This window comes from Streptomyces sp. NPDC059895 (assembly GCF_042731035.1).
GTDB lineage: Bacteria > Actinomycetota > Actinomycetes > Streptomycetales > Streptomycetaceae > Streptomyces.
Map to the genome: position 1 here is coordinate 51,762 of NZ_JBHWKO010000024.1, position 24,908 is coordinate 76,669.

General features: G+C 71.3%; 21 protein-coding genes. 9 read left to right on the forward strand and 12 right to left on the reverse strand.

What is annotated here, in order from left to right; all coding sequences use genetic code 11:
* Nucleotides 1-39: 39 nt before the first annotated feature.
* Together ACFV9M_RS25350 and ACFV9M_RS25355 are read right to left on the reverse strand one after the other, a co-directional pair.
* Nucleotides 40-1,638 carry a hypothetical protein gene (locus ACFV9M_RS25350; protein ID WP_385065969.1) on the reverse strand — a complete coding sequence of 533 codons (1,599 nt, stop codon included), beginning with the start codon at nt 1,636-1,638 and terminating at the stop codon, nt 40-42.
* Between the two features lie 278 nt (nt 1,639-1,916).
* Nucleotides 1,917-3,050: an alpha/beta hydrolase gene (locus tag ACFV9M_RS25355; RefSeq protein WP_385065971.1), complete on the reverse strand. Its 1,134-nt coding sequence runs from the start codon at nt 3,048-3,050 to the stop codon at nt 1,917-1,919.
* 217 nt (nt 3,051-3,267) lie between these two features.
* Between ACFV9M_RS25355 and folP the strand changes: the two genes are divergently transcribed.
* From folP to ACFV9M_RS25380, 5 genes are all read left to right on the forward strand, one after another.
* Nucleotides 3,268-4,200 carry a dihydropteroate synthase gene (folP, locus tag ACFV9M_RS25360; RefSeq protein WP_385065974.1) on the forward strand — a complete coding sequence of 311 codons (933 nt, stop codon included), beginning with the start codon at nt 3,268-3,270 and terminating at the stop codon, nt 4,198-4,200.
* A complete protein-coding gene (locus ACFV9M_RS25365; RefSeq protein ID WP_385065977.1) occupies nt 4,197-4,703 on the forward strand; it encodes a nuclear transport factor 2 family protein in 507 nt (168 codons plus the stop codon). Before folP ends, ACFV9M_RS25365 begins: the two co-directional genes overlap by 4 nt.
* A 303-nt stretch (nt 4,704-5,006) precedes the next feature.
* Complete coding sequence (folB, locus tag ACFV9M_RS25370; protein WP_385065979.1) at nt 5,007-5,366, forward strand: dihydroneopterin aldolase; 360 nt, start codon at nt 5,007-5,009, stop codon at nt 5,364-5,366.
* Nucleotides 5,363-5,974: a 2-amino-4-hydroxy-6-hydroxymethyldihydropteridine diphosphokinase gene (folK, locus tag ACFV9M_RS25375; protein ID WP_385065982.1), complete on the forward strand. Its 612-nt coding sequence runs from the start codon at nt 5,363-5,365 to the stop codon at nt 5,972-5,974. The genes folB and folK overlap by 4 nt, the downstream gene beginning before the upstream one ends.
* Nucleotides 5,975-6,045: 71 nt before the next feature.
* Nucleotides 6,046-6,531 carry a DUF3180 domain-containing protein gene (locus ACFV9M_RS25380; protein ID WP_385065985.1) on the forward strand — a complete coding sequence of 162 codons (486 nt, stop codon included), beginning with the start codon at nt 6,046-6,048 and terminating at the stop codon, nt 6,529-6,531.
* Between the two features lie 22 nt (nt 6,532-6,553).
* Here the strand turns inward: ACFV9M_RS25380 and folE are convergent, their stop codons facing one another.
* The 6 genes from folE to dacB form a co-directional block, all read right to left on the reverse strand.
* On the reverse strand, nt 6,554-7,159 hold the full coding sequence (gene folE, locus ACFV9M_RS25385) for a GTP cyclohydrolase I FolE (RefSeq protein ID WP_385065987.1): 606 nt from the start codon (nt 7,157-7,159) through the stop codon (nt 6,554-6,556).
* Nucleotides 7,160-7,301: 142 nt separating this feature from the next.
* Nucleotides 7,302-9,341: an ATP-dependent zinc metalloprotease FtsH gene (ftsH, locus tag ACFV9M_RS25390; RefSeq protein WP_385065990.1), complete on the reverse strand. Its 2,040-nt coding sequence runs from the start codon at nt 9,339-9,341 to the stop codon at nt 7,302-7,304.
* 181 nt (nt 9,342-9,522) lie between these two features.
* Nucleotides 9,523-10,083 carry a hypoxanthine phosphoribosyltransferase gene (gene hpt / locus ACFV9M_RS25395; RefSeq protein WP_094057060.1) on the reverse strand — a complete coding sequence of 187 codons (561 nt, stop codon included), beginning with the start codon at nt 10,081-10,083 and terminating at the stop codon, nt 9,523-9,525.
* A gap of 62 nt (nt 10,084-10,145) precedes the next feature.
* Entirely contained in the window at nt 10,146-11,267 is a 1,122-nt protein-coding gene (gene tilS, locus ACFV9M_RS25400) for a tRNA lysidine(34) synthetase TilS (RefSeq protein WP_385065993.1), read from the reverse strand.
* A gap of 234 nt (nt 11,268-11,501) precedes the next feature.
* The gene (locus tag ACFV9M_RS25405) at nt 11,502-12,632 is read right to left on the reverse strand and encodes a zinc-dependent metalloprotease (RefSeq protein WP_385065996.1); all 1,131 of its coding nucleotides are present in this window, start codon (nt 12,630-12,632) and stop codon (nt 11,502-11,504) included.
* 264 nt (nt 12,633-12,896) lie between these two features.
* Nucleotides 12,897-14,567, reverse strand: coding sequence for a D-alanyl-D-alanine carboxypeptidase/D-alanyl-D-alanine-endopeptidase (gene dacB, locus ACFV9M_RS25410; protein ID WP_385065999.1), 1,671 nt, complete (start codon nt 14,565-14,567; stop codon nt 12,897-12,899).
* Between the two features lie 79 nt (nt 14,568-14,646).
* Between dacB and ACFV9M_RS25415 the strand changes: the two genes are divergently transcribed.
* Complete coding sequence (locus ACFV9M_RS25415) at nt 14,647-15,138, forward strand: inorganic diphosphatase (RefSeq protein WP_030734045.1); 492 nt, start codon at nt 14,647-14,649, stop codon at nt 15,136-15,138.
* 174 nt (nt 15,139-15,312) lie between these two features.
* Nucleotides 15,313-16,977: a threonine/serine exporter ThrE family protein gene (locus ACFV9M_RS25420; RefSeq protein WP_385066002.1), complete on the forward strand. Its 1,665-nt coding sequence runs from the start codon at nt 15,313-15,315 to the stop codon at nt 16,975-16,977.
* Nucleotides 16,978-17,122: 145 nt separating this feature from the next.
* Here ACFV9M_RS25420 and ACFV9M_RS25425 read toward each other — a convergent pair whose 3' ends face one another.
* The gene (locus ACFV9M_RS25425) at nt 17,123-18,103 is read right to left on the reverse strand and encodes a DedA family protein (RefSeq protein WP_385066006.1); all 981 of its coding nucleotides are present in this window, start codon (nt 18,101-18,103) and stop codon (nt 17,123-17,125) included.
* A gap of 182 nt (nt 18,104-18,285) precedes the next feature.
* Nucleotides 18,286-19,047 (reverse strand): MerR family transcriptional regulator, encoded by a 762-nt coding sequence (locus tag ACFV9M_RS25430; protein WP_385066008.1) that lies wholly within the window; start codon nt 19,045-19,047, stop codon nt 18,286-18,288.
* 136 nt (nt 19,048-19,183) lie between these two features.
* Here ACFV9M_RS25430 and ACFV9M_RS25435 point away from each other — a divergent pair, with 136 nt between their 5' ends.
* Entirely contained in the window at nt 19,184-20,467 is a 1,284-nt protein-coding gene (locus ACFV9M_RS25435) for an ion channel protein (RefSeq protein WP_385066011.1), read from the forward strand.
* Nucleotides 20,468-20,665: 198 nt separating this feature from the next.
* Nucleotides 20,666-22,066 (forward strand): glutamate decarboxylase, encoded by a 1,401-nt coding sequence (locus tag ACFV9M_RS25440; protein ID WP_385066013.1) that lies wholly within the window; start codon nt 20,666-20,668, stop codon nt 22,064-22,066.
* Nucleotides 22,067-22,175: 109 nt separating this feature from the next.
* Here ACFV9M_RS25440 and ACFV9M_RS25445 read toward each other — a convergent pair whose 3' ends face one another.
* Nucleotides 22,176-23,636, reverse strand: coding sequence for an aldehyde dehydrogenase family protein (locus ACFV9M_RS25445; RefSeq protein WP_385066016.1), 1,461 nt, complete (start codon nt 23,634-23,636; stop codon nt 22,176-22,178).
* A 109-nt stretch (nt 23,637-23,745) separates the two neighbouring features.
* Nucleotides 23,746-24,570 (reverse strand): helix-turn-helix domain-containing protein, encoded by an 825-nt coding sequence (locus ACFV9M_RS25450; protein ID WP_385066096.1) that lies wholly within the window; start codon nt 24,568-24,570, stop codon nt 23,746-23,748.
* Nucleotides 24,571-24,908 lie beyond the last annotated feature (338 nt).

Genomic DNA, 24,908 nt, shown 5'->3' on the forward strand with positions numbered 1-24,908 from the left:
GTGGACTGCGTGGACTGCGTGGACTGCGTGGGCGGTGGCTCAGGAGACGGCGCTGCGCAGCCGCTGGAGGTCGATCTGCTCGGTCTCGTCGTGCGCGGTCAGGTCGATCACCTGGCCGACCCCGCGCGACCCCTCGTCCGCGGGCTTGAACTCGCCCTCGGCCTCGGCCTTGTGCAGGGCGAGCGCCTCCTGGCCGACGACGTCGGCGAGGTCCTCGTTGTGGACGGCGTCCAGTTCCTCGGGCGTCGAGGACTTCTTCGTACCGAAGAAGTCGAACCCGCCCTCGGCCGCCGGAGGCCGCACCGGCTGCGCGGCCGGTACGACGGCCACGGCGGTCGGCACGGTGAAGTGCCCGGAGGGAGGCTGGACGGGGCCGGCGGGGCGCGGCACGAGGACGTCGGCTTCGGCTTCGGCTTCGGAAGCGAGGGCCTCGGTAGTGTCGGCCTCGGCGTCGGGTCCGTCCGAAGCGTCCGTCCCGTGCGAATCATCCGGCACGCGCGAATCATCCGGCACGCCCGAGGCATCCGGTCCGTCCGGAGCCTCCGGCCCATCCGAAGCATCCGGCGCATCCGAAGCGTCGGCGACGGCATCGGCGACGGCCGAAGCGGCCGGGGCCCCGATGTCCTGCGGCCGGGCGGTGGGTTCTTCGACAATGGCCGGTTCGGCGGGGTTCCCGCTCTGCCCGGCGGCGCTGTGGGGGGCGGCCGCGCGCGTGTGCTCGTCGGCCGCCTCGGGCTTCCCCTTCGCCTCGTCCTCCCGCGCGGCCTCCGCGTCGCCGCCGGTCTCCGCGACGGCGGCCCGCACGGGCGGTTCCGCCCCGGCGGACTCCTCGCCGCTCACCGGCTCGGCCGCGTCGGCGCCGGAGCCGAACCGGGCCAGCGCCGCCCGCGCCCGCCGGAACAGCGTGGAGCCTTCCGGCGAGAAGACCGCGGGAGCCTCTGACTCGTCCTCGGCCGAGTCGTCGGTCCCGGCGTCGGTCCCGGCGGCGCCACCACCGGGCTCCTCGCTCTCGGAGTCCTCGACGTTGTCGACGTCCGCTACGCCGTCGACGTTCTCGATGCCATCAATGCTGTCGGTGCTGTCGGTGCCATCGACGTTCCCGGCGCTGCCGGCCTCGTCCGGCCCGTCCACCTCGGGCGCGTCCTGCGCGGACCGCGCGGGCGGCAGGGCGAGCGACGGAACGGTGGCCTCTATCTCGAGGAGACGGCGGCCCTCCAGGGCGCTCGCCCGCTCGGTCTCCGCCGTGGCGTAACGGCGCAGCAGTGCCGCGTGCTCGTTGCGCAGGCCGGCCAGCTCGGCACGCTTGGCGCGCAGCCGCTGTTCCAGCTTGCCGCGCAACTCCCGCGATTCGTCGAGGTCGCTCTCCAGTTCGGCGACACGTTCCTCGAAGCGCCACTCGTCGCTCGCACGCGCGCGCGTGAGCTCGGCGACCTGTTTGCCTGCCTGGATGTCCCAGCGGCGCATGACGAACGCACCGGCGACCGCCGTCATCGCCGCGGCCGCGGCCAGACCTCGGAGCACCAGCGGCTCCGAGAACACCCAGGGGCCGAGGGCGCAGACGAGGGAGACGCCTGCGATCGCCGAAGGAGGCAGCAGCCTGTGCAAAGGCGGGGAATGGCGGTGACGTCCACGTGGCATGGCCAGAAACTTACCGCGCGTAGAGGAATGTTGGCGCCCCGCCCCGCAAAAACACAGTCATACCGAAGCCTTCACAGAGCATCAGCAAACACTCCTGTCAAAGAATTCGACGGGAATCAAGATCATTGCGTTGGGCGCGCCCCTCGGCCGACGTCACCGACCGCTCGACCACCCGCTCAACCACGCACCGATCCACCACTCGACCACCCGCTCAACCACGCACGGATCCACCGCTCACCACGCACCGATCCGCCGCCAACCGCCCACTGATCCGCCGCTCAACGGCCCACCGACCCACCGCTCAACCGCCCGCTGATCCACTCCAGCGCCGGTGGGATCTTGCGCCGCCAGGTGTTGAAGTTGTGCCCGCCGCTTTCGAGGATGATCGACGAGATCCTGGTCCTGTTCGTCGCCTTCACCTGTTCGATGAACTTCAGCGTGTCCTTGTAGTTGGATTCCCCCGCCTTGCTGCTGGTGACGAGCAACGAGGTGTCCGGCGGCGGCCGGTTCTTCAGGAACCACCGCAGGTCGGCCTCGTTCCGCAGCGTCGTGTCCCCGTGGAAGAGGTCGCCGGTGGTCGGGTCGATCGGCGCCTTGTAGTACGCCGAGAGGCCGGCGCCCGCCGCGAACACGCCGGGGTGGTGCATGGCGAGCTTCAGCGCGCAGTAACCGCCCGTGGAGTCCCCGATGACGCCCCAGCTGCCCGGTTCCCCGCCCACCCGGTAGTGCGCCGCCACGGCCTCCGGCAGGTCCTCCGCGAAGAACGACTCGGTCTGCGGTCCGCCCGGTATGTCGACGCACTCCGTGTCCCTCGGCGGCGCCACCGTCGGCCGCAGCATCACCAAAATCATCGGCCGCATCCGCCCGTCCGCCGCGAGCCGCCGCGCGGTGCGCGGGTAGTCCAGCTTGTCGACGAGCGCCTCCGCCGTACCGGGATACCCCGTCAGGACCACGGCCGCCGGGAACGTACGCGCCGGCCGGCGGGGGTCGAAGTACTCCGGCGGCAGGTACACGAACGCGGGCGTGGCGATGCGCGTGGTCCGGCCGGAGACGGCGACCTCGTGCACCTGCCCGCCGGACCGCGGCCGCCCGCCCGCGCCCTCCACCCGCCGGATCCCCACCACCCGCAGCGCCGCCCCGCCGCCGCCCGCAGCGTGGTCGACGACCACACCCTGGCCGGTCTCCCGGCCGAACAGGTCCGCCCAGCTCGCGTAGAAGCCGAAGGCCTGGTTGGCGGCGAGCCCCACCGACGCGAAGACCGCCGACTGGGTGGCGAGCAGCAGGCCCACGCGCCCGCTGACGGCCCGCAGGCCGGGCCCGGCCAGCCGCGGCCACTGCCACACCGTGCCGACGAACAGCAGGACGGCGGACGAGACCGCCAGCAGCAGCACCTTGGTGCTCGTAAGACCCATCTGTGTTCCCGTCCGCCAGGTGTTCCCGTCCGCGCTCTCCGCCCGGGCTCCCGCGCCGCCCCGCTCCCTCGCGCGGGCCGCCCGGGGCCTTCCCTGGCCTTTTCGGCAGCTTCGGTAGGTGAGTGAACCTCCCGCCCTCTGCGCCGCCGTCCCCGCCCGGGAGCTTCCGCCCGGGCCGCACCGCATGGCCGCCCCCTGCGGGGCCTACGCTGAACGTATGAGCAAGCAGAGCGGACGCGGGCGCGTCGCCGGCCTTCCGGAATGGGACCGCTGCGCGGTCATGGGAGTCGTCAACGTGACCCCCGACTCCTTCTCCGACGGCGGCCGCTGGTTCGACACGACGGCCGCCGTCAAACACGGCCTCCAGCTCGTCGCCGAGGGCGCCGACCTCGTCGACGTCGGCGGCGAGTCCACCCGCCCCGGCGCGACCCGCGTCGACGAGGCCGAGGAACTGCGTCGTGTGATCCCCGTCGTCCGCGGCCTCGCCTCGGAGGGCGTCGTCGTCTCCGTCGACACCATGCGCGCCTCCGTCGCGGCCCGGTCCCTCGCCGCCGGCGCCGCCCTCGTCAACGACGTCAGCGGCGGCCTCGCCGACCCGGAGATGGTCCCGGCCGTCGCCGAGGCGGGCGCCCCCTTCGTCGTCATGCACTGGCGCGGCTTCCTCGAGGGCGGCAACGTCCGGGGCGTCTACGACGACGTCGTCCGCGAGGTCGTCGACGAGCTCCACGCGCGCGTGGAGGCCGTGCTGGCCGGCGGCGTCGCCCCCGACCGCATCGTCGTCGACCCGGGTCTCGGCTTCTCCAAGGGAGCCGAGCACGATCTCTCCCTGCTCGCCCACCTCGACCGGCTGCACGCCCTCGGACATCCCCTGCTGGTCGCCGCCTCCCGCAAGCGGTTCCTCGGCCGGGTGCTGGCGGGGCCCCAGGGCTCCCCGCCGCCCGCCCGCGAGCGGGACGCCGCGACGGCGGCCGTCTCCGCCCTCGCGGCCCACGGCGGCGCGTGGGCGGTACGCGTGCACGAGGTGCGCGCGACGGCGGACGCGGTACGGGTCGCGCGCGCCGTGGAAGGAGCGCGCACGCCCGCGGACACCGTCCACACCACCGCCCACACCCCCGCGCACTCCCCCGACGGCGCTGAAGGAGCCCGGTGAGCGCCCCCCACACCGATGTCGAGCAGGTCGAGGCCGCCAACACCGCCTTCTACGAAGCACTGGAGCAGGGCGACTTCGAGACGGTGTCCTCGCTCTGGCTCACCCCGGCCGACCTGGGGGTCGACGAGGAGTACCACGACCCGGCCGACACGGGCGTGGTCTCCTGCGTGCACCCGGGCTGGCCCGTGCTCACCGGGCGCGGCGAGGTGCTGCGGTCGTACGCGCTGATCATGGCGAACACCGACTACATCCAGTTCTTCCTCACCGACGTCCATGTGTCCGTCACCGGCGACACCGCCCTGGTGACCTGCACGGAGAACATCCTCAGCGGTGGCCCCGCCCCGGAGGCCGGCGAGGAGCTGGGCCCGCTCGTGGGGCAGCTGGTGGTCGCCACGAACGTGTTCCGCCGCACCGAGGACGGCTGGAAGCTCTGGGCGCACCACGCCTCCCCGGTCCTGGCCGAGAACGACGAGGAGGAGGAGGACGAGGAGGGCCCCTCCTGAGTGGGTAGGCGGAAGGGAGGCGAGCGCCCCTCGCCGCCCCGTCCGACCCCCGGGAACCGCGCCGCGGGTCCACAGGAACGGAGAAGTGGTTGGAATCACGAACCCGTGGGTAGGCGCCGCCACCGACCCGTGAGCCACCGGGTTCCCCGGGGAAAACGCACGGTGAAACCTTGTGGCGGCCGGCCGGACCGGGGCCCCCGTGGCCCGGTCCTGTCAGAGTTCGCGGGTACATTCGTTCGAGGCCGGTGAGCCGCCCGCACACGGCAGGACCGGCCGTCACCGACGACTGCAGGAGTGATTCGCGTGGATCGTGTCGCGCTGCGCGGCCTGAAGGCCCGCGGGTACCACGGCGTGTTCCCCAGGGAGCGCGAGGAGGGACAGACCTTCATCGTGGACCTCTCCCTCGGCCTGGACACCCGTCCGGCCGCGGCCGACGACGACCTGGCGAAGACCGTGCACTACGGCATCGTGGCGGAGGAGGTCGTGGCCGTCGTCGAGGGCGAGCCCGTCGACCTCGTCGAGACGCTCGCCGAGCGCATCGCCCAGGCCTGTCTCAAGCACGAAGGAGTCCAGGAGGTCGAGGTCTGCGTCCACAAACCGGACGCGCCGATCACGGTCCCCTTCGACGACGTGACCGTCACCATCACCCGGAGCCGAGTATGACCGCGTCCTTCACCGAGGGTCACAGCGACCCGACCGTACAGCCGGTACCCGCCTCCGTCGTCGAGAAGGTCGACGCCGCCGACACCACCCTGCACAACCCGCAGTGGGCCGTCATCTCCCTCGGCTCCAACCTCGGCAACCGCCTGGAGACCCTCCAGGGCGCCATCGACGCCCTGGAGGACACCCCCGGCGTACGCGTCAAGGCCGTCTCCCCCGTGTACGAGACGGAGCCGTGGGGCGTGGAGCCGGGCAGCCAGCCGTCCTACCTCAACGCGGTCGTCCGCCTGAAGACGACCCTGCCCCCGTCCTCGCTCCTGGAGCGGGCCCACGCGGTCGAGGAGGCCTTCCACCGCGTCCGCGAAGAGCGTTGGGGCGCCCGCACCCTCGACGTCGACATCGTCGCGTACGCCGACGTCGTCTCCGACGACCCGCATCTCACGCTCCCGCACCCCCGCGCGCACGAACGCGCCTTCGTCCTCGCCCCGTGGCACGACGTGGAGCCCGGTGCCCGGCTGGCCGGCCGCGGCCCGGTCGCCGACCTCCTCGCCGTCGTCACACGCGACGGCGTGGCCCCTCGCAAGGACCTGGAACTCCGGCTGCCCGAGTAGTCGTTAAGGTCGACGACGACCACCGTCGCACGACCCCGGCCCGTGGCATCCGGGGGAACCGAAGGGACATCGTGAGAGAGCTGCGCATCAGGACGCTGGCCGGCGTCTTCGTCGTCGCCGGCGTCCTGTCCTGGGCGGGCGCCCGTCTGTGGAACTCGGTCGGGACCCTCCCCAGCGTCCCGCTCGCCGCCCCCATCGTCCTCGCCGTGATCGCCGCGATCCTGCTCGCCACGGCGCTCTCCCTGCGCGCCCGGCTCAAGGCCCAGCGCGAGCGCCGCCCCGACGCCAAGGGCGTCGACCCCCTGATGGCGGCCCGCGCGGTCGTCTTCGGCCAGTCCAGCGCCCTGGTCGCCGCCCTGGTCGCCGGCATGTACGGCGGCACGGGCGTCTTCCTCCTGGAGTCCCTCGACATCCCCGCCCGCCGCGACCAGGCCATCTACGCCGGCTTCTCCGTACTGGCCGGCATCGCGGTCGTAGCGGCGGCCCTCTTCCTGGAGCGGGTGTGCAAGCTCCCGGAGGACGACGACAACAACACGGGGGCGGCTTCGACGGCGTGAGCCGCCAGCTTCCCCACGGGCGTCAGCGCGCCATGATCAGGCTCATCGCCTCGTTGCGCGTGGCCGCGTCCCGGAGCTGCCCGCGCACCGCCGAGGTGAGGGTCTTCGCGCTGGGCTTGCGAATGCCCCGCATGGACATGCACATGTGCTCGCACTCCACGACGACGATGACGCCGCGCGGTTCGAGGATCTCCATCAGGGAGTCCGCTATCTGCGTGGTGAGGCGTTCCTGCACCTGCGGCCGGCGGGCGTAGACGTCCACCAGGCGGGCCAGCTTGGACAGGCCCGTGATCTTGCCGGTGGTGGCCGGGATGTACCCGACGTGCGCGACCCCCCGGAACGGCACCAGATGGTGCTCGCAGGTCGAGTACACCTCGATGTCCTTCACCAGCACCATCTCGTCGTGCCCCAGGTCGAACGTCGTCGTCAGGACGTCCTCGGGCAGCTGCCACAGCCCGGCGAAGATCTCTTTGTAGGCTCGCGCCACCCGTGCCGGCGTCTCCCTGAGCCCCTCCCGGTCCGGGTCCTCGCCGACCGCGATCAGCAACTCGCGTACGGCGTTCTCGGCGCGCTTCTCGTCGAACTCGCCTATGCGGCCCTCGCCGTCCAGCGTCACGGGGTCGGTCATTCCTGTTGCCTCGTTCCTGTGCGGGTCGCGTATCGGTCACGCGTGTACGTGCGGGCATGACGGAAATGCCGCGCCCCCCAAGGCTAGAACCTGGGGGGCGCGGCATCCATTCCGGGCCTGGTGGGCCGCCGGAGGCCGAAGGTCAGTTCTCCGGTCGCTCCTCGGGGGCCGGCTCGGCCACCGGGGCGGAGTCCGTCACGGTGGACTTGGCGGTGGTGATCGCGGGAGCCGCGCCGTTGGCACCGTTGGTCAGTGCCAGCTCCTTGGGGGAGAGCACCGGCGGGCGGGTGGACGGCGTGCGCCGCGAGGAGCCGGTCCAGGCGGGCCGCGGCGGGCGCTTGACGATGGTGGCGAAGACCTCGGCGATCTCCTCCTTGCCCAGCGTCTCCTTCTCCAGCAGCTGGAGCACCAGGTTGTCGAGGACGTCGCGGTTCTCGACGAGGATCTCCCACGCTTCGTTGTGCGCGTTCTCGATGAGCTTCTTGACTTCCTCGTCCACCAGGGCGGCGACCTCTTCCGAGTAGTCGCGCTGGTGGGCCATCTCACGGCCGAGGAAGGGCTCGGTGTTGTCGCCGCCGAACTTGATGGCGCCGAGCCGCTCGGTCATGCCGTACTGGGTGACCATCGCGCGGGCCGTGGCGGTGGCCTTCTCGATGTCGTTCGCGGCACCCGTGGTCGGGTCGTGGAAGACCAGTTCCTCGGCCGCGCGTCCGCCCAGCATGTAGGCCAGCTGGTCGAGCATCTCGTTGCGGGTGGTCGAGTACTTGTCCTCGTCCGGGAGCACCATCGTGTAACCGAGGGCGCGGCCGCGGGACAGGATCGTGATCTTGTGGACGGGGTCGGAGTTGGGGGAGGCCGCCGCGACCAGGGCGTGACCGCCCTCGTGGTACGCGGTGATCTTCTTTTCCTTGTCCGACATGATCCGGGTCCGCTTCTGCGGGCCCGCCACGACGCGGTCGATGGCCTCGTCCAGCATCTGGTTGTCGATCAGCTTCCGGTCGGAGCGCGCGGTGAGCAGCGCCGCCTCGTTCAGCACGTTCGACAGGTCCGCGCCGGTGAAGCCCGGCGTGCGGCGGGCGACCGCCGAGAGGTCGACGTCGGGCGCGACCGGCTTGCCCTTCTGGTGGACCTTGAGGATCTCCAGACGGCCCTGCATGTCCGGGCGGTCGACCGCGATCTGGCGGTCGAAACGGCCGGGGCGCAGAAGGGCCGGGTCGAGGATGTCGGGGCGGTTCGTCGCGGCGATGAGGATCACGCCGCCCTTGACGTCAAAGCCGTCCATCTCGACGAGCAGCTGGTTCAGCGTCTGCTCGCGCTCGTCGTGACCGCCGCCGAGGCCGGCGCCGCGGTGGCGGCCGACCGCGTCGATCTCGTCGACGAAGACGATCGCCGGGGCGTTCGCCTTGGCCTGCTCGAAGAGGTCACGGACTCGGGAGGCACCGACACCGACGAACATCTCGACGAAGTCGGAACCGGAGATCGAGTAGAAGGGGACGCCCGCCTCGCCGGCGACGGCGCGCGCGAGCAGGGTCTTGCCGGTGCCGGGAGGTCCGTAGAGCAGCACGCCCTTGGGGATCTTGGCGCCGACGGCCTGGAACTTCGCCGGTTCCTGAAGGAACTCCTTGATCTCCTGGAGCTCCTCGACGGCCTCGTCCGAACCGGCGACGTCCGAGAACGTCGTCTTCGGGGTGTCCTTGGTGATGAGCTTCGCCTTGGACTTGCCGAAGTTCATGACGCGGGAGCCGCCGCCCTGCATCTGGTTCATCAGGAACAGGAAGACGACCACGATGAGGACGAAGGGGAGCAGGGAGAGCAGGATGCCCACGATGGGGTTCTGCTTGGACGGCGACACGGTGTAGCCGTCCGGGATCTGCTTGTCCTGGTATTTGGTCTGCAGCGTGTTGGCGATGGTCACGCCCTGGTCGCCGATGTAGCTCGCCTGGATCTTCGAGCTGTCCTCGACCTTTACGCCGTCCTTGAGCGTGACCTTGATGATCTGCTCGTCACCGGTGGTGAGCTTGGCCGACTCGACCTTGTTGTCGTTGATCGCTGCGACGACCTGGCCGGTGTCCACCGTCTTGTAGCCGCCGGACGAGCCGACGACCTGCATCAACACGACCACGGCAAGGACGGCCAGCACGATCCACATGACCGGCCCACGGAAGTATCGCTTCACGTCCATCCATACGGAGCGGTGCCGCCCCGTCCCTCCTGCCATAGTGAGTTTGATAAGACAGTTCTTCTGACGGTACCCCAGCAGTGGCGCCCGAAGCGGCACGGAACGGCTGACGGACCCGTCTGCATGCTTCAACGGCGCGGAACCCGCTGGGGTTCCCGATCGCCCCGCAAGGGACTCGTGTGGCTCAGCCGCCGTAGACGTGGGGCGCGAGCGTCCCCACGAACGGGAGGTTGCGGTACTTCTCCGCGTAGTCGAGGCCGTAGCCCACGACGAACTCGTTGGGGATGTCGAAACCGACCCACTCGACGTCGATGGCGACCTTGGCGGCCTCGGGCTTGCGCAGCAGCGTGCACACCTTGAGGGAGGCGGGTTCGCGCGAGCCGAGGTTGGACAGCAGCCAGGACAGCGTCAGTCCGGAGTCGATGATGTCCTCGACGATCAGGACGTGCTTGCCCTTGATGTCGGTGTCGAGGTCCTTGAGGATCCGCACCACACCGGAGGACTGGGTGCCCGCGCCGTACGACGACACGGCCATCCAGTCCATGGTGACGGGGGTGGACAGGGCCCGGGCGAGGTCCGCCATGACCATCACCGCGCCCTTGAGCACACCGACGATCAGCAGGTCCTTGCCCGCGTACTCCGCGTCGATCTTCGCGGCCAGTTCGGCCAGTTTCGCGTCGATCTCTTCTTTGGTGATGAGTACCTGCTGGAGGTCGGCACCCATGTCTTTCGCGTCCACCCGCATCACTTTCGGTCGTCCCACCGGCCGTCCGACCCCTCTCCGAGGTGCTCGGAGGGGGTCGGGATTCAGCCTTGCCGAATCACCAGTCTGCCACCCTGGCGCTGGGCGACGACCCGGCCGGGGAGATTGATGGCTCCCTGGCCGCGCCAGCCGGTGATCAGCCGGTCGACCTCCTCGATGTGCCGGGCGAACAGCGAACCGGCCGGGGCGCCCGCCTCGATGGCGGCCCGCCGCAGGACGCGGCGGCGTACGGCGGGCGGGAGGGCGTACAGCTTGGCGCACTCCAGGAGCCCGGCGGAGTCCCGTACGGCGGCCTCGGCCTGGCGGGCCCAGGCGTCGAGGGCGTCGGCGTCGTCGCGGGAGAGCCGGGCCGTGCGGGCGAGGGCTTCGACGACGCCCTTGCCGAGGGCCTTCTCCAGCGCGGGCAGGCCTTCGTGGCGCAGCCGGGAGCGGGTGTAGGCGGGGTCGGTGTTGTGCGGGTCGTCCCAGACCGGCAGGGACTGGACCATGCAGGCCTTGCGGGCGGTCTGCCGGTCGAGGGCGAGGAAGGGGCGGCGGTAACGGCCGCCGGCCCCCGAGACCGCGGCCATTCCGGACAGGGAGCGGATGCCGGAGCCCCGGGCGAGGCCGAGCAGGACGGTCTCGGCCTGGTCGTCGCGGGTGTGGCCGAGCAGGACGGCGGTGGCGCCGTGGCGTTCGGCGGCGGCGTCGAGGGCGGCGTAGCGGGCGTCCCGGGCGGCGGCCTCGGGTCCCACACGTCGCCCGCCACCACCTGTGTAGGAGGCGCCGTGCGCCGCCCTGTCCGATGTGCGGCCGACGGCCACGGCGGTGGACTCGACCGGGTCGAGGCCGAGTTCGCGCAGGCGCAGGACGACTTCCTCGGCCCGTAGGTCGGAGCTGGTCTGGAGACCGTGGTCGACGGTGATGCCGCCGGCGCGGATGCCGAGTCTGGGGGCCTCGAAGGCGAGGGCGGAGGCGAGCGCCATGGAGTCGGCGCCGCCGGAGCACGCCACGAGCACGAGCGGCGACGGGGGGCGCTCGTGCGGGGGGACGCTCAGGGGGGTGTGCGGCGGGGCGCCCCGGGGGGTGTCGGGGGCGTCAGGGGTGCTGGTGTGTTCGGTGAGGAGGTCGTGGAGGACGCGGCGGACCGCCAGGCGTATCGCCGCGACCGCAGGATGGGGACCCATGTCCGGTTCCCTTCATGAAGTTGTCGGGGGGTGAACCCGAGCTCGGTCACTCAGAGTGTGTAGATGGTGACAGAACCGGGCCGTTCCCCGAGCATCGCACGCCTGCCGTGGGCCCACGGTCCCTCGGACGGGTGATTGAAGGGGCATTCGACTGCCGTGCGGCCGGTTCCTGGTTCATGAGGGATCACGGAGGATCACACGGGATCACGGGGGATCACAGCGGACCGGTCCGGTTCACGGCTCGGCCCTGCGGTGCACCCGCGTGACCCAGTCCGCGGGTTTGGCGATCTCGGCCTTGGTCGGGAGGGTGTTGGGTGAGGTCCACACGCGGTTGAAGCCGTCCATGCCCACCTCGTCGACGACGGCCCGGACGAAGCGTTCGCCGTCCTTGTACTGCTTGAGTTTGGCGTCCAGCCCCAGCAGCTTGCGCAGCGCCATGTCCAGGCGGGACGCGCCCTTGGCGCGGCGCTGCTGGAACTTCTCGCGGATCTCGGAGACGGTCGGGACGACGGCCGGGCCCACCCCGTCCATGACGAAGTCGGCGTGGCCCTCCAGGAGGGACATCACGGCGGTGAGGCGGGCGAGGATCTCGCGCTGGGCGGGGCTCTGCACGAGTTCGACCAGGGAGCGGCCGCCGTCGTCCTCGTCGCCCTCGGGGCGGCCGCCGACGAGGGACTGGGCGGCTTCCCTGATGCGTTCCAGGAAGGTCACGGGGTCGACGTCGGTCTCGGCGAGGAACGCCTGGATCTCGCCCTCGAGGTGGTCGCGCAGCCAGGGCACCGCGGAGAACTGGGTGCGGTGCGTCTCCTCGTGGAGGCACACCCAGAGGCGGAAGTCGTGGGGTTCGACGTCGAGTTCGCGCTCCACGTGGACGATGTTCGGCGCGACGAGGAGGAGGCGGCCGCCGCCGTCGGAGCCGGCGGGCAGGTCGCGGGTGGAAGGGGCGAAGGTCTCGTACTGGCCGAGGACCCGGGAGGCCAGGAACGACAGCAGCATGCCGAGTTCGACGCCGGTGACCTTGCCGCCCAGGGCGCCGAACACCGCGCCGCCGGGGGCGTTGCCCCGGCGTTCCTGCATCTTGTCGAGGAGCGGCCTGAGGATCTCGCGGAAGCCGGCGACGTTCGCCCGGACCCAGCCGGGGCGGTCGACGACGAGGACGGGGGTGTCGTGGATGTCCTCGGTCCCCATACGAGTGAAGCCCCGGACGTGTCCCTCCGAGGCCTTGGCGTGCCGGCGCAGTTCCGCGACGACGGCACGCGCCTCGTCGCGGCTCACCTCGGGGCCCGGCCGCACGAGCCGGGTCGCGGTCGCCACCGCGAGATTCCAGTCGACCATCCCGGAAGAGGCACCACCGAAGCTCGTCATGTGTCAACCGTACGTGAGCGCCCGCGCTGGGGGCAGATCGCGGAAGGAGGGTGGGGGACACATCAGGGTGGCGCGGGGACCGGGCAGGCCGGGGGCCGGGCGGACCGGGGGGCACGCGGGCCGGCGGCCGGGCGGACCGGCGGCCACGCAGGCCGGGGGCCAGGCGGACCGGCGGCCAGGCGGACCGGGGACCGGGCAGGCCGGGGACCGGGCAGGCCGAGGACCGGGCGGACCGGGAGCCGGGCGGGCCAGGGGGCTACCTCCTCAGCGGCACCCGCACCCCGCCAGTGCCGTCGCCGCGCGGTCCAGCGCCGTCTGGGCCGCCGTCGGGTCGGTCGTGTCGGAGGTGAGGAGGGCGAAGGACAGGAGGCGGCCGTCCTGGTCGACGACGGTGCCGGCGAGGGTGTTGACGCCGGTCAGCGTGCCGGTCTTGGCGCGGACGACGCCGGCCGCGCCGTCGGTGTAGCGGGTGCTGAGGGTGCCGGTGAAGCCGGCGACGGGCAGACCGGTGAGGGTCGGCCGCAGCTCGGGGTGGGCCGGGTCGCCGGCCTTGGCGAGGAGGGCGGTCAGCAGGGTCGCGGTCAGGCGGTCCTCCCGGTCGAGGCCGCTGCCGTCCTTGAACTCGGCGCCGGACAGCGGCAGTCCGAGCTTCGCCAGTTGGGCGCGGACGGCCCGGCCGGCGCCGGCGAAGTCGGCGCGTTCGCCGGTCGCGACGGCCGTCTGGCGGGCGAGCGCCTCGGCGATGTCGTTGTCGCTGTTGGTCAGCATCCGCTCGACCAGGGTGGACAGGGGGGGCGAGGAGACCGTCGCGAGGGTCTCCGCGCGGGCGGTCGCCTTCGACGGGCCGGGGGGCGTGGTGTCGATGCCGTGCGACCGGAGGAGGTCCGCGAACGCGCTCGCCGCGTCGGCCGCCGGGTCCGCCACGCGGGTCGCCGGCCCTTTGGCCGAGCCGTCGGTGCGGCCCTCGTCGGCACTGAGGGCGGTGACGAGGGCGAGGTTGGGGTTGACCCCGATGGGGTGAATCCCGGAACCGGCGTACAGGGTGGTGTCGTAGGAGAGCGTGGCCTGGGTGATGCCGCGTTTCTTCAGGGCCGCGGCGGTCGAGGCGGCGAGGGTGCGCAGGCTGGCGAAGCCCCCGGCGTCGGCGCGGGCGGTGAGGGTGGGGTCGCCGCCGCCGACGAGGACGACCTCCCCGGTGTCGGGTTCGAGTGCGACGCGGGTGGTCAGGCGGTGGTCGGCGCCCATCGCGGCGAGCGCGGCGACCGCGGTGGCGATCTTGGTGGTGGAGGCCGGGGTGAGTGCCTCGTCGGCTCCCGCGCCGTACAGGAGCGTGCCGGTGGCCATGTCGACGACCGCGGCCGTGCGGCGGGCGCCGAGGGCCGGGTCGGCGAGCAGGGGGTCCAGGACGCGGGCGAGGGCGCCGGCCGCCGGGGCCGACTTCACGGTGGTAGTGGTGCCGCCCAGGCCGGTCAGGACGGAGGCAGCGCTGGGGGCGGGCCGCGGCGCGCCGGCCGCCGTTCCGGACGTACCGGACACATCGGACGGGCCGGTGTCCGGCGCTTCGGCCGTGACGCCGTGATCTGTGCCACCCGTCCGTTGCAGTGCGGCGGCCCGGTGGCGCTCGGCCGTACGCTGACCGGTGGAGTCCCAGGGGCCGGCGGCGGTCGCCACGCCGACGGCCAGGGCCAGTCCGGCGGTCGCCGCGGTCGCGGTGTACTGCCAGGATCGGCCGGCCTTCGGCCTCGTGATCCGCGCGAGCTGCGGTTTCGCGGCCTGCGTGAACCGTGCGATCCGCGGCTTCGCGGCGGCCGCGGCCCGTTCGGCGCGGGGCCGTACGATTCCTGCGGCCCGTGCCAGACGCGGTCGTACGGCGTTCGCGGCCCGCACCACGTGCGGTCTCGCGGCGCGCCAAGGCCTCAGTTCTGGCACGACCACCAGCCCCTTTCGCGATCACACCCCTGCGTGAGGGACACTTAACCACCAGAACTATGTGCTGATCATGGAGGAGCCACCGGTGGAGTTCGACGTCACGATCGAGATCCCGAAGGGTTCGCGGAACAAGTACGAGGTGGACCACGAGACCGGTCGGATCCGCCTGGACCGTCGACTCTTCACCTCGACCGCCTACCCGACCGACTACGGCTTCGTCGAGAACACCCTCGGCGAGGACGGCGACCCGCTGGACGCGCTGGTCATCCTGGACGAGCCGACCTTCCCGGGCTGCCTCATCCGCTGCCGCGCGATCGGCATGTTCCGGATGACGGACGAGGCCGGCGGCGACGACAAGCTGCTGTGCGTCCCGGCGACCGACCCGCGCGTGGAGCACCTGCGCGACATCCACCACGTGTCGGAGTTCGACCGCCTGGAGATCCAGCACTTCTTCGAGGTCTACAAGGACCTGGAGCCCGGCAAGTCCGTCGAGGGCGCCAACTGGGTCGGCCGCACCGACGCCGAGACCGAGATCGAGCGGTCGTACAAGCGGTTCAAGGAGCAGGGCGGTCACTGACCTCCCCGCAGCGAGAGGGGGCCGCCCGCGCGCGTGCGGCCCCCTCTCGCATGTCCGCGGACGGAAGGCCTGTTGTGCGGGTCGCGTGACCGTGGGCAGAGGTACCTCGGTGTGTGGACGGACGTCTGCGCATACTGAGGTTTACGGAATGTGTCGTTCAGGGAGCGTTGCTCAGTGACGGAGGCGGAGGACCGCAAACCGCAGTCGGACGAGGCCAGGAGCGTGCCCGACTCCGAGATCACCTCCGAGTTCGCGGTCCCTCCGGGCCTGGCGGTGCCCAGGTCCGGAGGCGAGTCGGAGACGACGTCGGAGTTCGCCGTTCCCAAGGGCCTGGACGCCCCGCATCCGGTGTCGGGGGAGCACGAGGGGTCGGCGTTCAGCACGCCGAGCACCTACAGCTCCCGCCACGCCCCGGCCGCGTTCACGCCCGCCGGGGGCGTCCCGGTGGTCAGCCTGACCAAGGACGTGCCCTGGCAGGACCGGATGCGCACGATGCTGCGGATGCCGGTGGCCGAGCGGCCCGCGCCGGAGCGGGTGCCGAAGGCGGAGGAGGAGGGCGGTCCGGCCGTCCCGCGCGTGCTCGACCTGACGCTGCGCATCGGGGAGCTGCTGCTGGCCGGCGGGGAGGGCGCCGAGGACGTGGAGGCCGCGATGTTCGCGGTCTGCCGCTCCTACGGGCTCGACCGCTGCGAGCCGAACGTCACCTTCACCCTGCTGTCGATCTCCTACCAGCCGTCCCTGGTGGAGGACCCGGTGACGGCGTCGCGGACCGTGCGGCGCCGGGGCACCGACTACACGCGGCTGGCGGCCGTCTTCCAGCTGGTGGACGACCTCAGCGACCCCGAGACGCACCTGTCCCTGGAGGACTCCTACCGGCGGCTCGCCGAGATACGGCGCAACCGGCACCCGTACCCCACCTGGGTGCTGACCTCGGCGAGCGGACTGCTCGCGGGCGCGGCCTCGGTGCTCGTCGGCGGTGACGTCGTCGTGTTCGTGACCGCCGCGCTCGGCGCGATGCTCGGCGACCGGCTCGCCTGGCTCTGCGCGGGGCGCGGACTGCCCGAGTTCTACCAGTTCCTGGTGGCCGCGATGCCGCCGGCCGCGATGGGGATCGCGCTGACGCTGGCGCACGTCGATGTGAAGGCGTCCGCGGTGATCACCGGTGGGCTGTTCGCGCTGCTGCCGGGGCGGGCGCTCGTGGCGGGCGTCCAGGACGGTCTGACCGGCTTCTACATCACCGCGGCCGCCCGCCTGCTGGAGGTGCTGTACTTCTTCGTGGGCATCATCGTCGGCGTGCTGCTGATGCTGTACGTGGGCGTGCAGCTCGGCGCCCGTCTCAACCCCGACGCGGCCCTGGGGATCACCGAGCGGCCCGTGGTGCAGATCGGCGCGTCGATGCTGCTGTCGCTGACGTTCGCGGTCCTGCTCCAGCAGGAGCGGACCACCGTGCTGGCCGTGACGCTGAACGGCGGTGTCGCCTGGTCGGTGTACGGCGCCATGCACTACGCCGGCGACATCTCACCGGTCGCCTCCACCGCCGTCGCGGCGGGGGTGGTGGGGCTGTTCGGGCAGTTGCTGTCGAGGTACCGGTTCGCCTCGGCGCTGCCCTACACGACCGCGGCGATCGGACCGCTGCTGCCGGGGTCCGCCACCTACTTCGGGCTGCTGTCGATCGCCCAGAGCGAGGTGGACACGGGGCTGACCTCGCTGACCAAGGCCGCGGCGCTGGCCATGGCCATCGCCATCGGGGTGAACCTGGGATCCGAGGTGTCGCGGATGTTCCTGCGGATCGGCTCCGCCGAGAAACGGCGGGCGGCCAAGAGGACACGGGGATTCTGAGCGGGGCGCGCGCTGTGCGGTGTGTTCCGTTCCGGTGCGGGTGCGGTGCGTTCCGGTGCGGTGCGTTCCGGTGCGGTGCGTTCCGTGCGGGCGCGGGCTCGTCGTGGCTTGTCGCGCAGTTCCCCGCGCCCCTTTCGGGCCGGTGTCAGTAGCCCTGGTTGTGGGGGTACTGGCCGTTCTGGTGCTGCTGGCCGCCGTACGGCTGCTGCTGGGGCTGCTGTTGGGGCTGCCAGTCCTGCTGCGGCGGGTACTGCTGCTGGTACGGCTGCTCCTGCGGGTACTGCTGCTGGTGGGGGTACTGCTGCCGGCCGTAGTAGTCGTCCTGATAGCCGTCCTGGTGCCCGTCCCGGTACTCCCCCTGGTGCCCGTCCCGGTACTCGCCCTGGCCCTGGTGGGTGGCGTACGGCTCGTGCTGGTCGATGCGGCGGAGCTGGGTCGTGGCGTCGTCCAGGACCGGCGTGTGGGCCTGGGCCATGGCCGGGGCGGGGGGCTCCTCCGCCGCCGCGCGCTTCTTCTTCCCCCGCTCACGCAGGTACTCGATGATGATCGGCACGACGGAGACGACCACGATGAGGACGAGGATCGCCTCGACGTTCGTCCGGATGAACTCGATCTGGCCGAGCCAGTAGCCCGCGAGGGTGACGCCGGTGCCCCAGGCGACGCCGCCGATCACGTTGTACGACAAAAAGGTGCGGTACTTCATCCGGCCGGCGCCCGCCACGATGGGGGCGAAGGTGCGCACGATCGGCACGAAGCGGGCCAGGACGATCGCCTTCGGGCCGTACTTCTCCATGAACTCGTGCGCCTTCTCCAGGTTCTCCTGTTTGAAGAGCTTGGAGTTGGGCCGGCTGAAGAGCTTGGGACCGAAGAACTTGCCGATCATGTAGCCCACTTGGTCGCCGACGACGGCGGCGATCACGATCAGCGTGCAGACCAGCCACAGGGGCTGGCTGATGTACTGGCCCTGGGCCACGAAGAGACCCGCCGTGAACAGCAGGGAGTCACCCGGGAGGAAGGCGAAGAGGCCGGACTCCGCGAACACGATCAGCAGGATGCCGGGGAGGCTGAAGGTCTCGATCAGGTAGTCCGGGCTGAGCCACTCGGGGCCTAGCGCAAGCGTGGTCACGGGGATGTGGCTCCTGCTGTGGTTGCGGGCTGGGGCTGGCTGCCCCAACGTATCAACGCAGCCGCCGCGGCCCAGGTTCCATGGGGCTTCCCAGGATGCACTGTGATCCCGTTCGGTGAAACCTGTGGCACGGGTACCGGGAACCACGCCGGTGGGCAGGGCCCCGGCGGACGTACCGGGCGCTAAGAGGTGTACCGGGCCGCGTTCGCCGTGATCGCCTCCTTGAGGTGCTCGGCGAGACCGGGCCGCATGGAGTCGTAGAACGCCTTGAAGCGCTCGTCGGAGACGTACATCTCGCCCAGACCGCGGTGCATCTCGTACGGGCACTCGTAGTACCAGGCGCAGATGTGCCGTCGGTGGGCCTCGGCGAGGTCCATGGCCGCCTCGCCGGTGGGCGGCTCACCGGCCTCCATGAGGTCCGTGTAGCGCCCGCTCCAGGCGTCGACCTCGGCCTGGAGCCGTTTCCAGTCGTCCTTGGTGTAGCGGGCGACGCGACGCCGGGACTCGGCGTGGGCCTCGGTGCCGCCCCAGCGCGCCTCCGCCTCCTCCGCGTACCGCTCGGGGTCCTTGTCGCCGAAGACCTCGAACCTCTCCTCGGGCGTGAGTTTGATGCCCATCTCGTGTGCCTCCATGGCGTGTTCCACGGCCGCGGCCATCTTCTGGAGCTTCTCGATCCGCGCGGTCAGCAGTTCGTGCTGGCGGCGCAGGTGCGCGCGCGGGTCCGCGTCCGGGTCGTCCAGCAGGGCGGCGACCTCCTCGAGCGGGAAGCCGAGCTCGCGGTAGAACAGGATCCGCTGGAGCCTGTCGAGGTCGGCGTCGTCGTAACGCCGGTGGCCCGCGTGGCTGCGGCCGCCGGGGACGAGCAGTCCGATCTCGTCGTAGTGGTGCAGGGTGCGCACCGTGACCCCGGCGAAACCCGCCACCTGTCCTATGGCGTAGCTCACTTCGTCCACTCCCTTCTCGGTTCGCGTTCCACGGTGCGCCCTCACGCCGCGTGAGGTGCAAGTCCCGCCGGCCCCGCATGCCCCCTTTCGGCTCCCCCCGCATGTCATGTCCGTTTTGCCTGCTTATCTTGAGGTCGTGGCCCAGGACAGCACGCGGCAGGCGCCCACCGCTCCCACGACCCCGGCACGCGCCCTGCTGCCGCTGATCCTGCCCGCCCTGGCCGTCGGCGTCCTGGCGAGCCTGCTGCTCCTGCTGGTGAGCGGGGCGGCCGAGCGGCTCCAGGACGTGCTGTGGGGGGATCTTCCGGACGCGCTGGGGGTGGGCCGGTACTCGGTGCTGTGGATGCTCGTCATGCTGACCTCGACCGGGATCCTGGTGGGTCTCGTGGTGTGGAAGGCTCCGGGGCACGCGGGGCCCGACCCCGCCACGACGGGCCTGGACGCGCCCGTGCTGCCGCCCGTCGTCCTCCCGGGCCTGGTGGTGGCGACCGCGCTGATGCTGGCGGGCGGGCCCAGCCTGGGTCCGGAGAACCCGATCATCGCGGTGAACGTCGCGCTCGCCTTCTGGCTGGGGCGCAGGCTGGTGCCCCGGATGCCGGGCCCGGTGTGGCCGGTGCTCGCCGAGGCGGCGACCATCGGGGCGTTGTTCGGGACCCCGGTCGCGGCGGCGCTGCTGATCTCCGAGGCGCTGGCGGGCAGAGGGACCAAGGGGCCGCTGTGGGACAGCGTCTTCGCGCCGCTGGTCGCGGCGGCGGCGGGCTCGATGACCACCACCCTGGTGGCCGAGCCGAGCTTCGACCTGCACCTCCCCCCGTTCGGACATCCCGGCTGGGCCGACCTGCTCGCAGCGCTCGTGATCGCGTCCGTGGCCGCGCTGCTCGGCATGTGCGCCGTACGGGCCTTCCCGTACGTGCACGGCGCGTTCGCCCGCCTCGGGCATCCGATGCTGGCGCTGCCGGCCGGCGGGCTCGTGCTGGGGCTGCTGGCTGCCCTGGGCGGCCCTCTGACGCTCTTCAAGGGACTGGAGGAGGTCGGGGAGCTCGCGTCCGATCCGGACGGCTGGTCGGCCGGGCAGCTGGCCACGATGACGGTGGTGAAGCTGGCCGCGTTGCTCGTCGCCGCGTCCTGCGGGTTCCGGGGCGGGCGGATCTTCCCTGCCGTGTTCATCGGCTCCGCTCTCGGCCTCACCGCCCACGCGCTGGTGCCCGGGGTGCATCCGGCGGTGGGCGTGGCCACGGGCGTGCTGGGGCTGCTGCTGGCCATCACCCGGCAGGGCTGGGTGAGCCTGTTCGTCGCGGCCGTCCTGGTGTCCTCCCCGACGGTCGTCGCGCTGCTGTGCATCGCCTCGCTCCCGGCGTGGCTGCTGGTGACGGGCCGGCCGCAGATGCAGTTGCGCGACGACGGAACGGCGGTGCCCTGAGCGTGTGAACCGGACAGACCCCTCGATCCGATGAACCGGACACACCCCCTCGATCCGATGAACCGGACACACCCCCTCGACCCGATGAACCGGACACACCCCCTCGACCCGATGAACCGAACACACCCCTCGATCCGATGACGTGATGCAAGCCGATGCGAGCCGGCCGGAGGCCGGTCCGCGGTTGGGAGGAAGTCCGTGCCCCTGCACAAAGGTCCCCAGAAGCCCGACGAACGCCCCCTGTCCGTGAACCCGTTCTACGGTGAGGCGAACCCGGTCGGCGGCATGGCCGAGGCTCCGCCCAAGCACCGGCTGCCGGACGAACCGATGGCTCCGTCGGCGGCGTACCAGCTGGTCCACGACGAGCTGATGCTGGACGGCAACGCACGGCTGAACCTGGCCACTTTCGTCACCACCTGGATGGAGCCGCAGGCCGGCGTCCTGATGGGCGAGTGCCGGGACAAGAACATGATCGACAAGGACGAGTACCCGCGCACCGCCGAGCTGGAGCGCCGCTGTGTGGCGATGCTCGCCGATCTGTGGAACGCGCCGGATCCGTCGGCGGCGGTGGGCTGTTCGACGACCGGGTCCAGCGAGGCGTGCATGCTGGCCGGGATGGCGCTGAAGCGGCGCTGGAGCAAGCGTGGTCAGGCCCCCGGAGCACGGCCGAATCTCGTCATGGGCGTCAACGTCCAGGTGTGCTGGGAGAAGTTCTGCAACTTCTGGGAGGTGGAGGCCCGTCTGGTCCCCATGGAGGGCGACCGCTTCCACCTCGACCCGCAGGCCGCCGCCGAGCTGTGCGACGAGAACACCATCGGGGTCGTGGGCATCCTCGGCTCCACCTTCGACGGGTCCTACGAGCCGATCGCCGACCTGTGCGCGGCCCTGGACGCCCTCCAGGAGCGCACCGGCCTCGACATCCCGGTGCATGTCGACGGCGCGTCCGGCGCCATGGTCGCCCCCTTCCTCGACGAGGACCTGGTGTGGGACTTCCGCCTCCCGCGCGTGGCGTCGATCAACACCTCGGGGCACAAGTACGGCCTGGTGTACCCCGGGGTGGGCTGGGCGCTGTGGCGGGACAAGGAGGCCCTGCCGGAGGAACTCGTCTTCCGGGTGAACTACCTGGGCGGCGACATGCCGACCTTCGCGCTGAACTTCTCCCGGCCCGGTGCGCAGGTCGTCGCCCAGTACTACACACTGCTGAGACTCGGCCGCGAGGGCTACCGCGCGGTGCAGCAGACCACTCGGGACGTGGCCCGGGGCATCGCCGACCGCGTGGAGGCCCTCGGCGACTTCCGGCTCCTCACCCGGGGCGACCAGTTGCCGGTCTTCGCGTTCACGACGGCACCGGACGTGACGGCGTACGACGTCTTCGACGTCTCCCGCCGGCTGCGGGAGAACGGCTGGCTGGTCCCGGCGTACACCTTCCCGCCGAACCGGGAGGACCTCTCCGTCCTGCGGGTCGTCTGCCGCAACGGCTTCTCGGAGGACCTCGCGGAGCTGTTCGTGGAGAACCTGGAACGGCTGCTGCCGGAGCTGCGGCGCCAGTCGGGACCGGCGGTCCGGGACAAGGGGGCGGCGACCGGGTTCCACCACTGAGGCGCGGCGCGCCGGAGCCCGCCGGCGGCCCTCCCCCGGCGGGTCTCAGCGGCCCAGGGCGGCGGACCGGTTCCTGCGACCTGACCCGAACGACAGGCCGCGGCAGGCCCTAGAACGGGAAGCCGCTGCGGCCGTGCTGGACGGAGATCCACTTGGTGGTGGTGAACGCCTCCAGCGTGGTCTCGCCGTTGAGACGGCCGACGCCCGAGTTCTTCTCGCCGCCGAAGGGCACGAGGGGCTCGTCGTGGACGGTGCCGTCGTTGACGTGGAACATGCCGGTGTCGATCCGCTGGGCGAAGCGGACGCCGCGCTCGACGTCGCCGGTGTGGACGGCGCCACTGAGGCCGTACGGGGTGTCGTTGACGAGGCGGACGGCCTCCTCCTCGCCGTCGAAGGGGATGAGGAAGGCGACCGGGCCGAAGAGTTCCTGGCGCAGCAGGGGCGAGTCGGCGGGGACGTCCGTGAGGACGCTGGGTTCGACGAGGTTGTCGGTGGTGGCGCCGTGGACGAGGGCCGTGGCGCCGCCGGCGACGGCCTGCTCCACGGCGGCCGTCAGGGCCTCCGCCTGGGAGGAGTTGATGACCGGGCCGATCACCGTCTGGGGGTCGCTCGGGTCGCCGGCCTTGAGGGACTTCACCTTGGCGACGAACTTCTCGGTGAACTCGTCGGCGATCGAGCGGTCGACCAGGACGCGGTTGGCGGCCATGCAGACCTGGCCCTGGTGGACGTAGCGGCTGAAGACGGCCGCGTCGACCGCGTAGTCGATGTCGGCGTCGTCGAGGACCACGAGGGCGCTGTTGCCGCCCAGCTCCAGGATCGTGCGCTTGAAGTGCGCGGCGCAGACGGTGGCGACGTGACGGCCGACCTTGTCGGAGCCGGTGAAGGAGATGACCCGCGGGACCGGGTGCTCGAGGAAGGCGTCGCCGATCTCGGCGACGTCGGTGAGGACGACGTTCAGCAGGCCGGCGGGCAGGCCCGCGTCCTCGAAGAGCTTCGCGACCAGCGTGCCGCCGACGATCGGGGTGTCCTGGTGGGGCTTGAGGACCACGGCGTTGCCGAGCGCGAGGGCGGGCGCGACGGACTTCAGCGACAGCAGGAAGGGGAAGTTGAAGGGGCTGATCACGCCGACGACGCCCACCGGGAGGCGGTAGAGGCGGTTCTCCTTGCCGTCGACCGGCGAGGGGATGATCCGGCCCTCGGGGCGCAGCGCCAGGTGGATGGACTCGCGCAGGAACTCCTTGGCGAGGTGCAGTTCGAAGGCGGCCTTGAGGCCGGTGCCGCCGAGCTCGGCGATGATCACCTCGGTGATCTCCCGCTCGCGCTCCTCGACCAGGCGCAGCACCTTCTCGAAGACGGCGCGGCGGGCGTAGGCGTTGGTCGCGGCCCAGGCCTTCTGGGCGCGGGCAGCGGCCCGGTAGGCCTGATCGACCTCGTCGACCGTGGCTATCGTGATCGAGGCGAGCTTCTCGCCGTCGTAGGGGTTGAGGTCGATGATGTCCCAGGAGCCTGTTCCCGGGCGCCACTCACCGTCGATGTACTGCTGGGCCAGGTCGGTGAAGTACGACGACATGTGATCCCTCAATCCCCTGCGCTGCGATCGACGTCACGATCTGATCGCACGTCATCGTACTTGCGCGGCAAGGGGGTTGGGGCTACCCCGGGATTCTCTGGGGAAAACCCTAGGAAAGCTGGAGCAGCCCGCGCAGCAGGTCCCGGCTCTCGCCGGGCCCGGGACTGTCCTGCTGGAGCTCTTTCAGCGCCTGCTCGTACTGGGCGACGTCCTCGCGCTTGTCCAGGTAGAGGGCGCTGGTGAGCTGCTCCAGGTAGACGACGTCCGACAGGTCCGACTCCGGGAAGCTGAGGATGGTGAAGGCGCCGCTCTCCCCGGAGTGCCCGCCGAAGCCGAACGGCATGATCTGCAGCCGCACGTTGGGTCGCTCGGAGACGTCGATCAGGTGCTGGAGCTGTCCGCGCATCACCTCGCGGTCGCCGTAGGGCCGGCGCAGGGCGGCCTCGTCGAGGACGATGTGGACGTCGGGGGCGTTCTCGGCCACCAGGTACTTCTGCCGCTCCAGGCGCAGCGCCACCCGGCGGTCGATGTCGGCCACGCTCGCGCCCTTCATGCCGCGCCGCACGACCGCGTGCGCGTACGCCTCGGTCTGGAGCAGCCCGTGCACGAACTGCACCTCGTAGGCGCGGATCAGCGAGGCGGCGCCCTCCAGGCCGACGTACGTCGGGAACCAGTTGGGCAGGACGTCGGAGTAACTGTGCCACCAGCCCGCCACGTTGGCCTCACGGGCGAGGGAGACGAGCGCCTGGCGCTCGGAGTCGTCCGTGATGCCGTACAGCGTCAACAGGTCTTCCACGTCCCGCGTCTTGAAGCTCACCCGGCCCAGCTCCATACGGCTGATCTTCGACTCCGACGCACGGATCGAGTAGCCCGCCGCCTCGCGCGTGATGCCGCGCGCCTCACGCAGTCGCCGTAGTTGCGAACCGAGCAGCATCCGCCGCACCACCGATCCGGGCTCTCCCGCGCTCACCTTCGCCAGCCTCCCCAACCGTTCTCAGGGTCCCGCAGTCTGCCACTAAAACACTTCGAGCTGTACTCGTCCGATTACAGAGATGGAAAGAAGCCAAAGGATACGCACAGAGTGACGCCAGGGAAGAGAGGGGAGAAGGCAAGGACCTGCCTCTGATCGGCGAGAAGATGGCGGAAAAAATGGCCAAGAAGCGGTACGGGCAGGTCCATTTCGGTCACGTGCACGTGCATCTGCCCTTGCATCTGCCCTACGCATCGGAAACGATGGTCCCGCGCCACCGCTGCATCGCAACGACCGCGAAT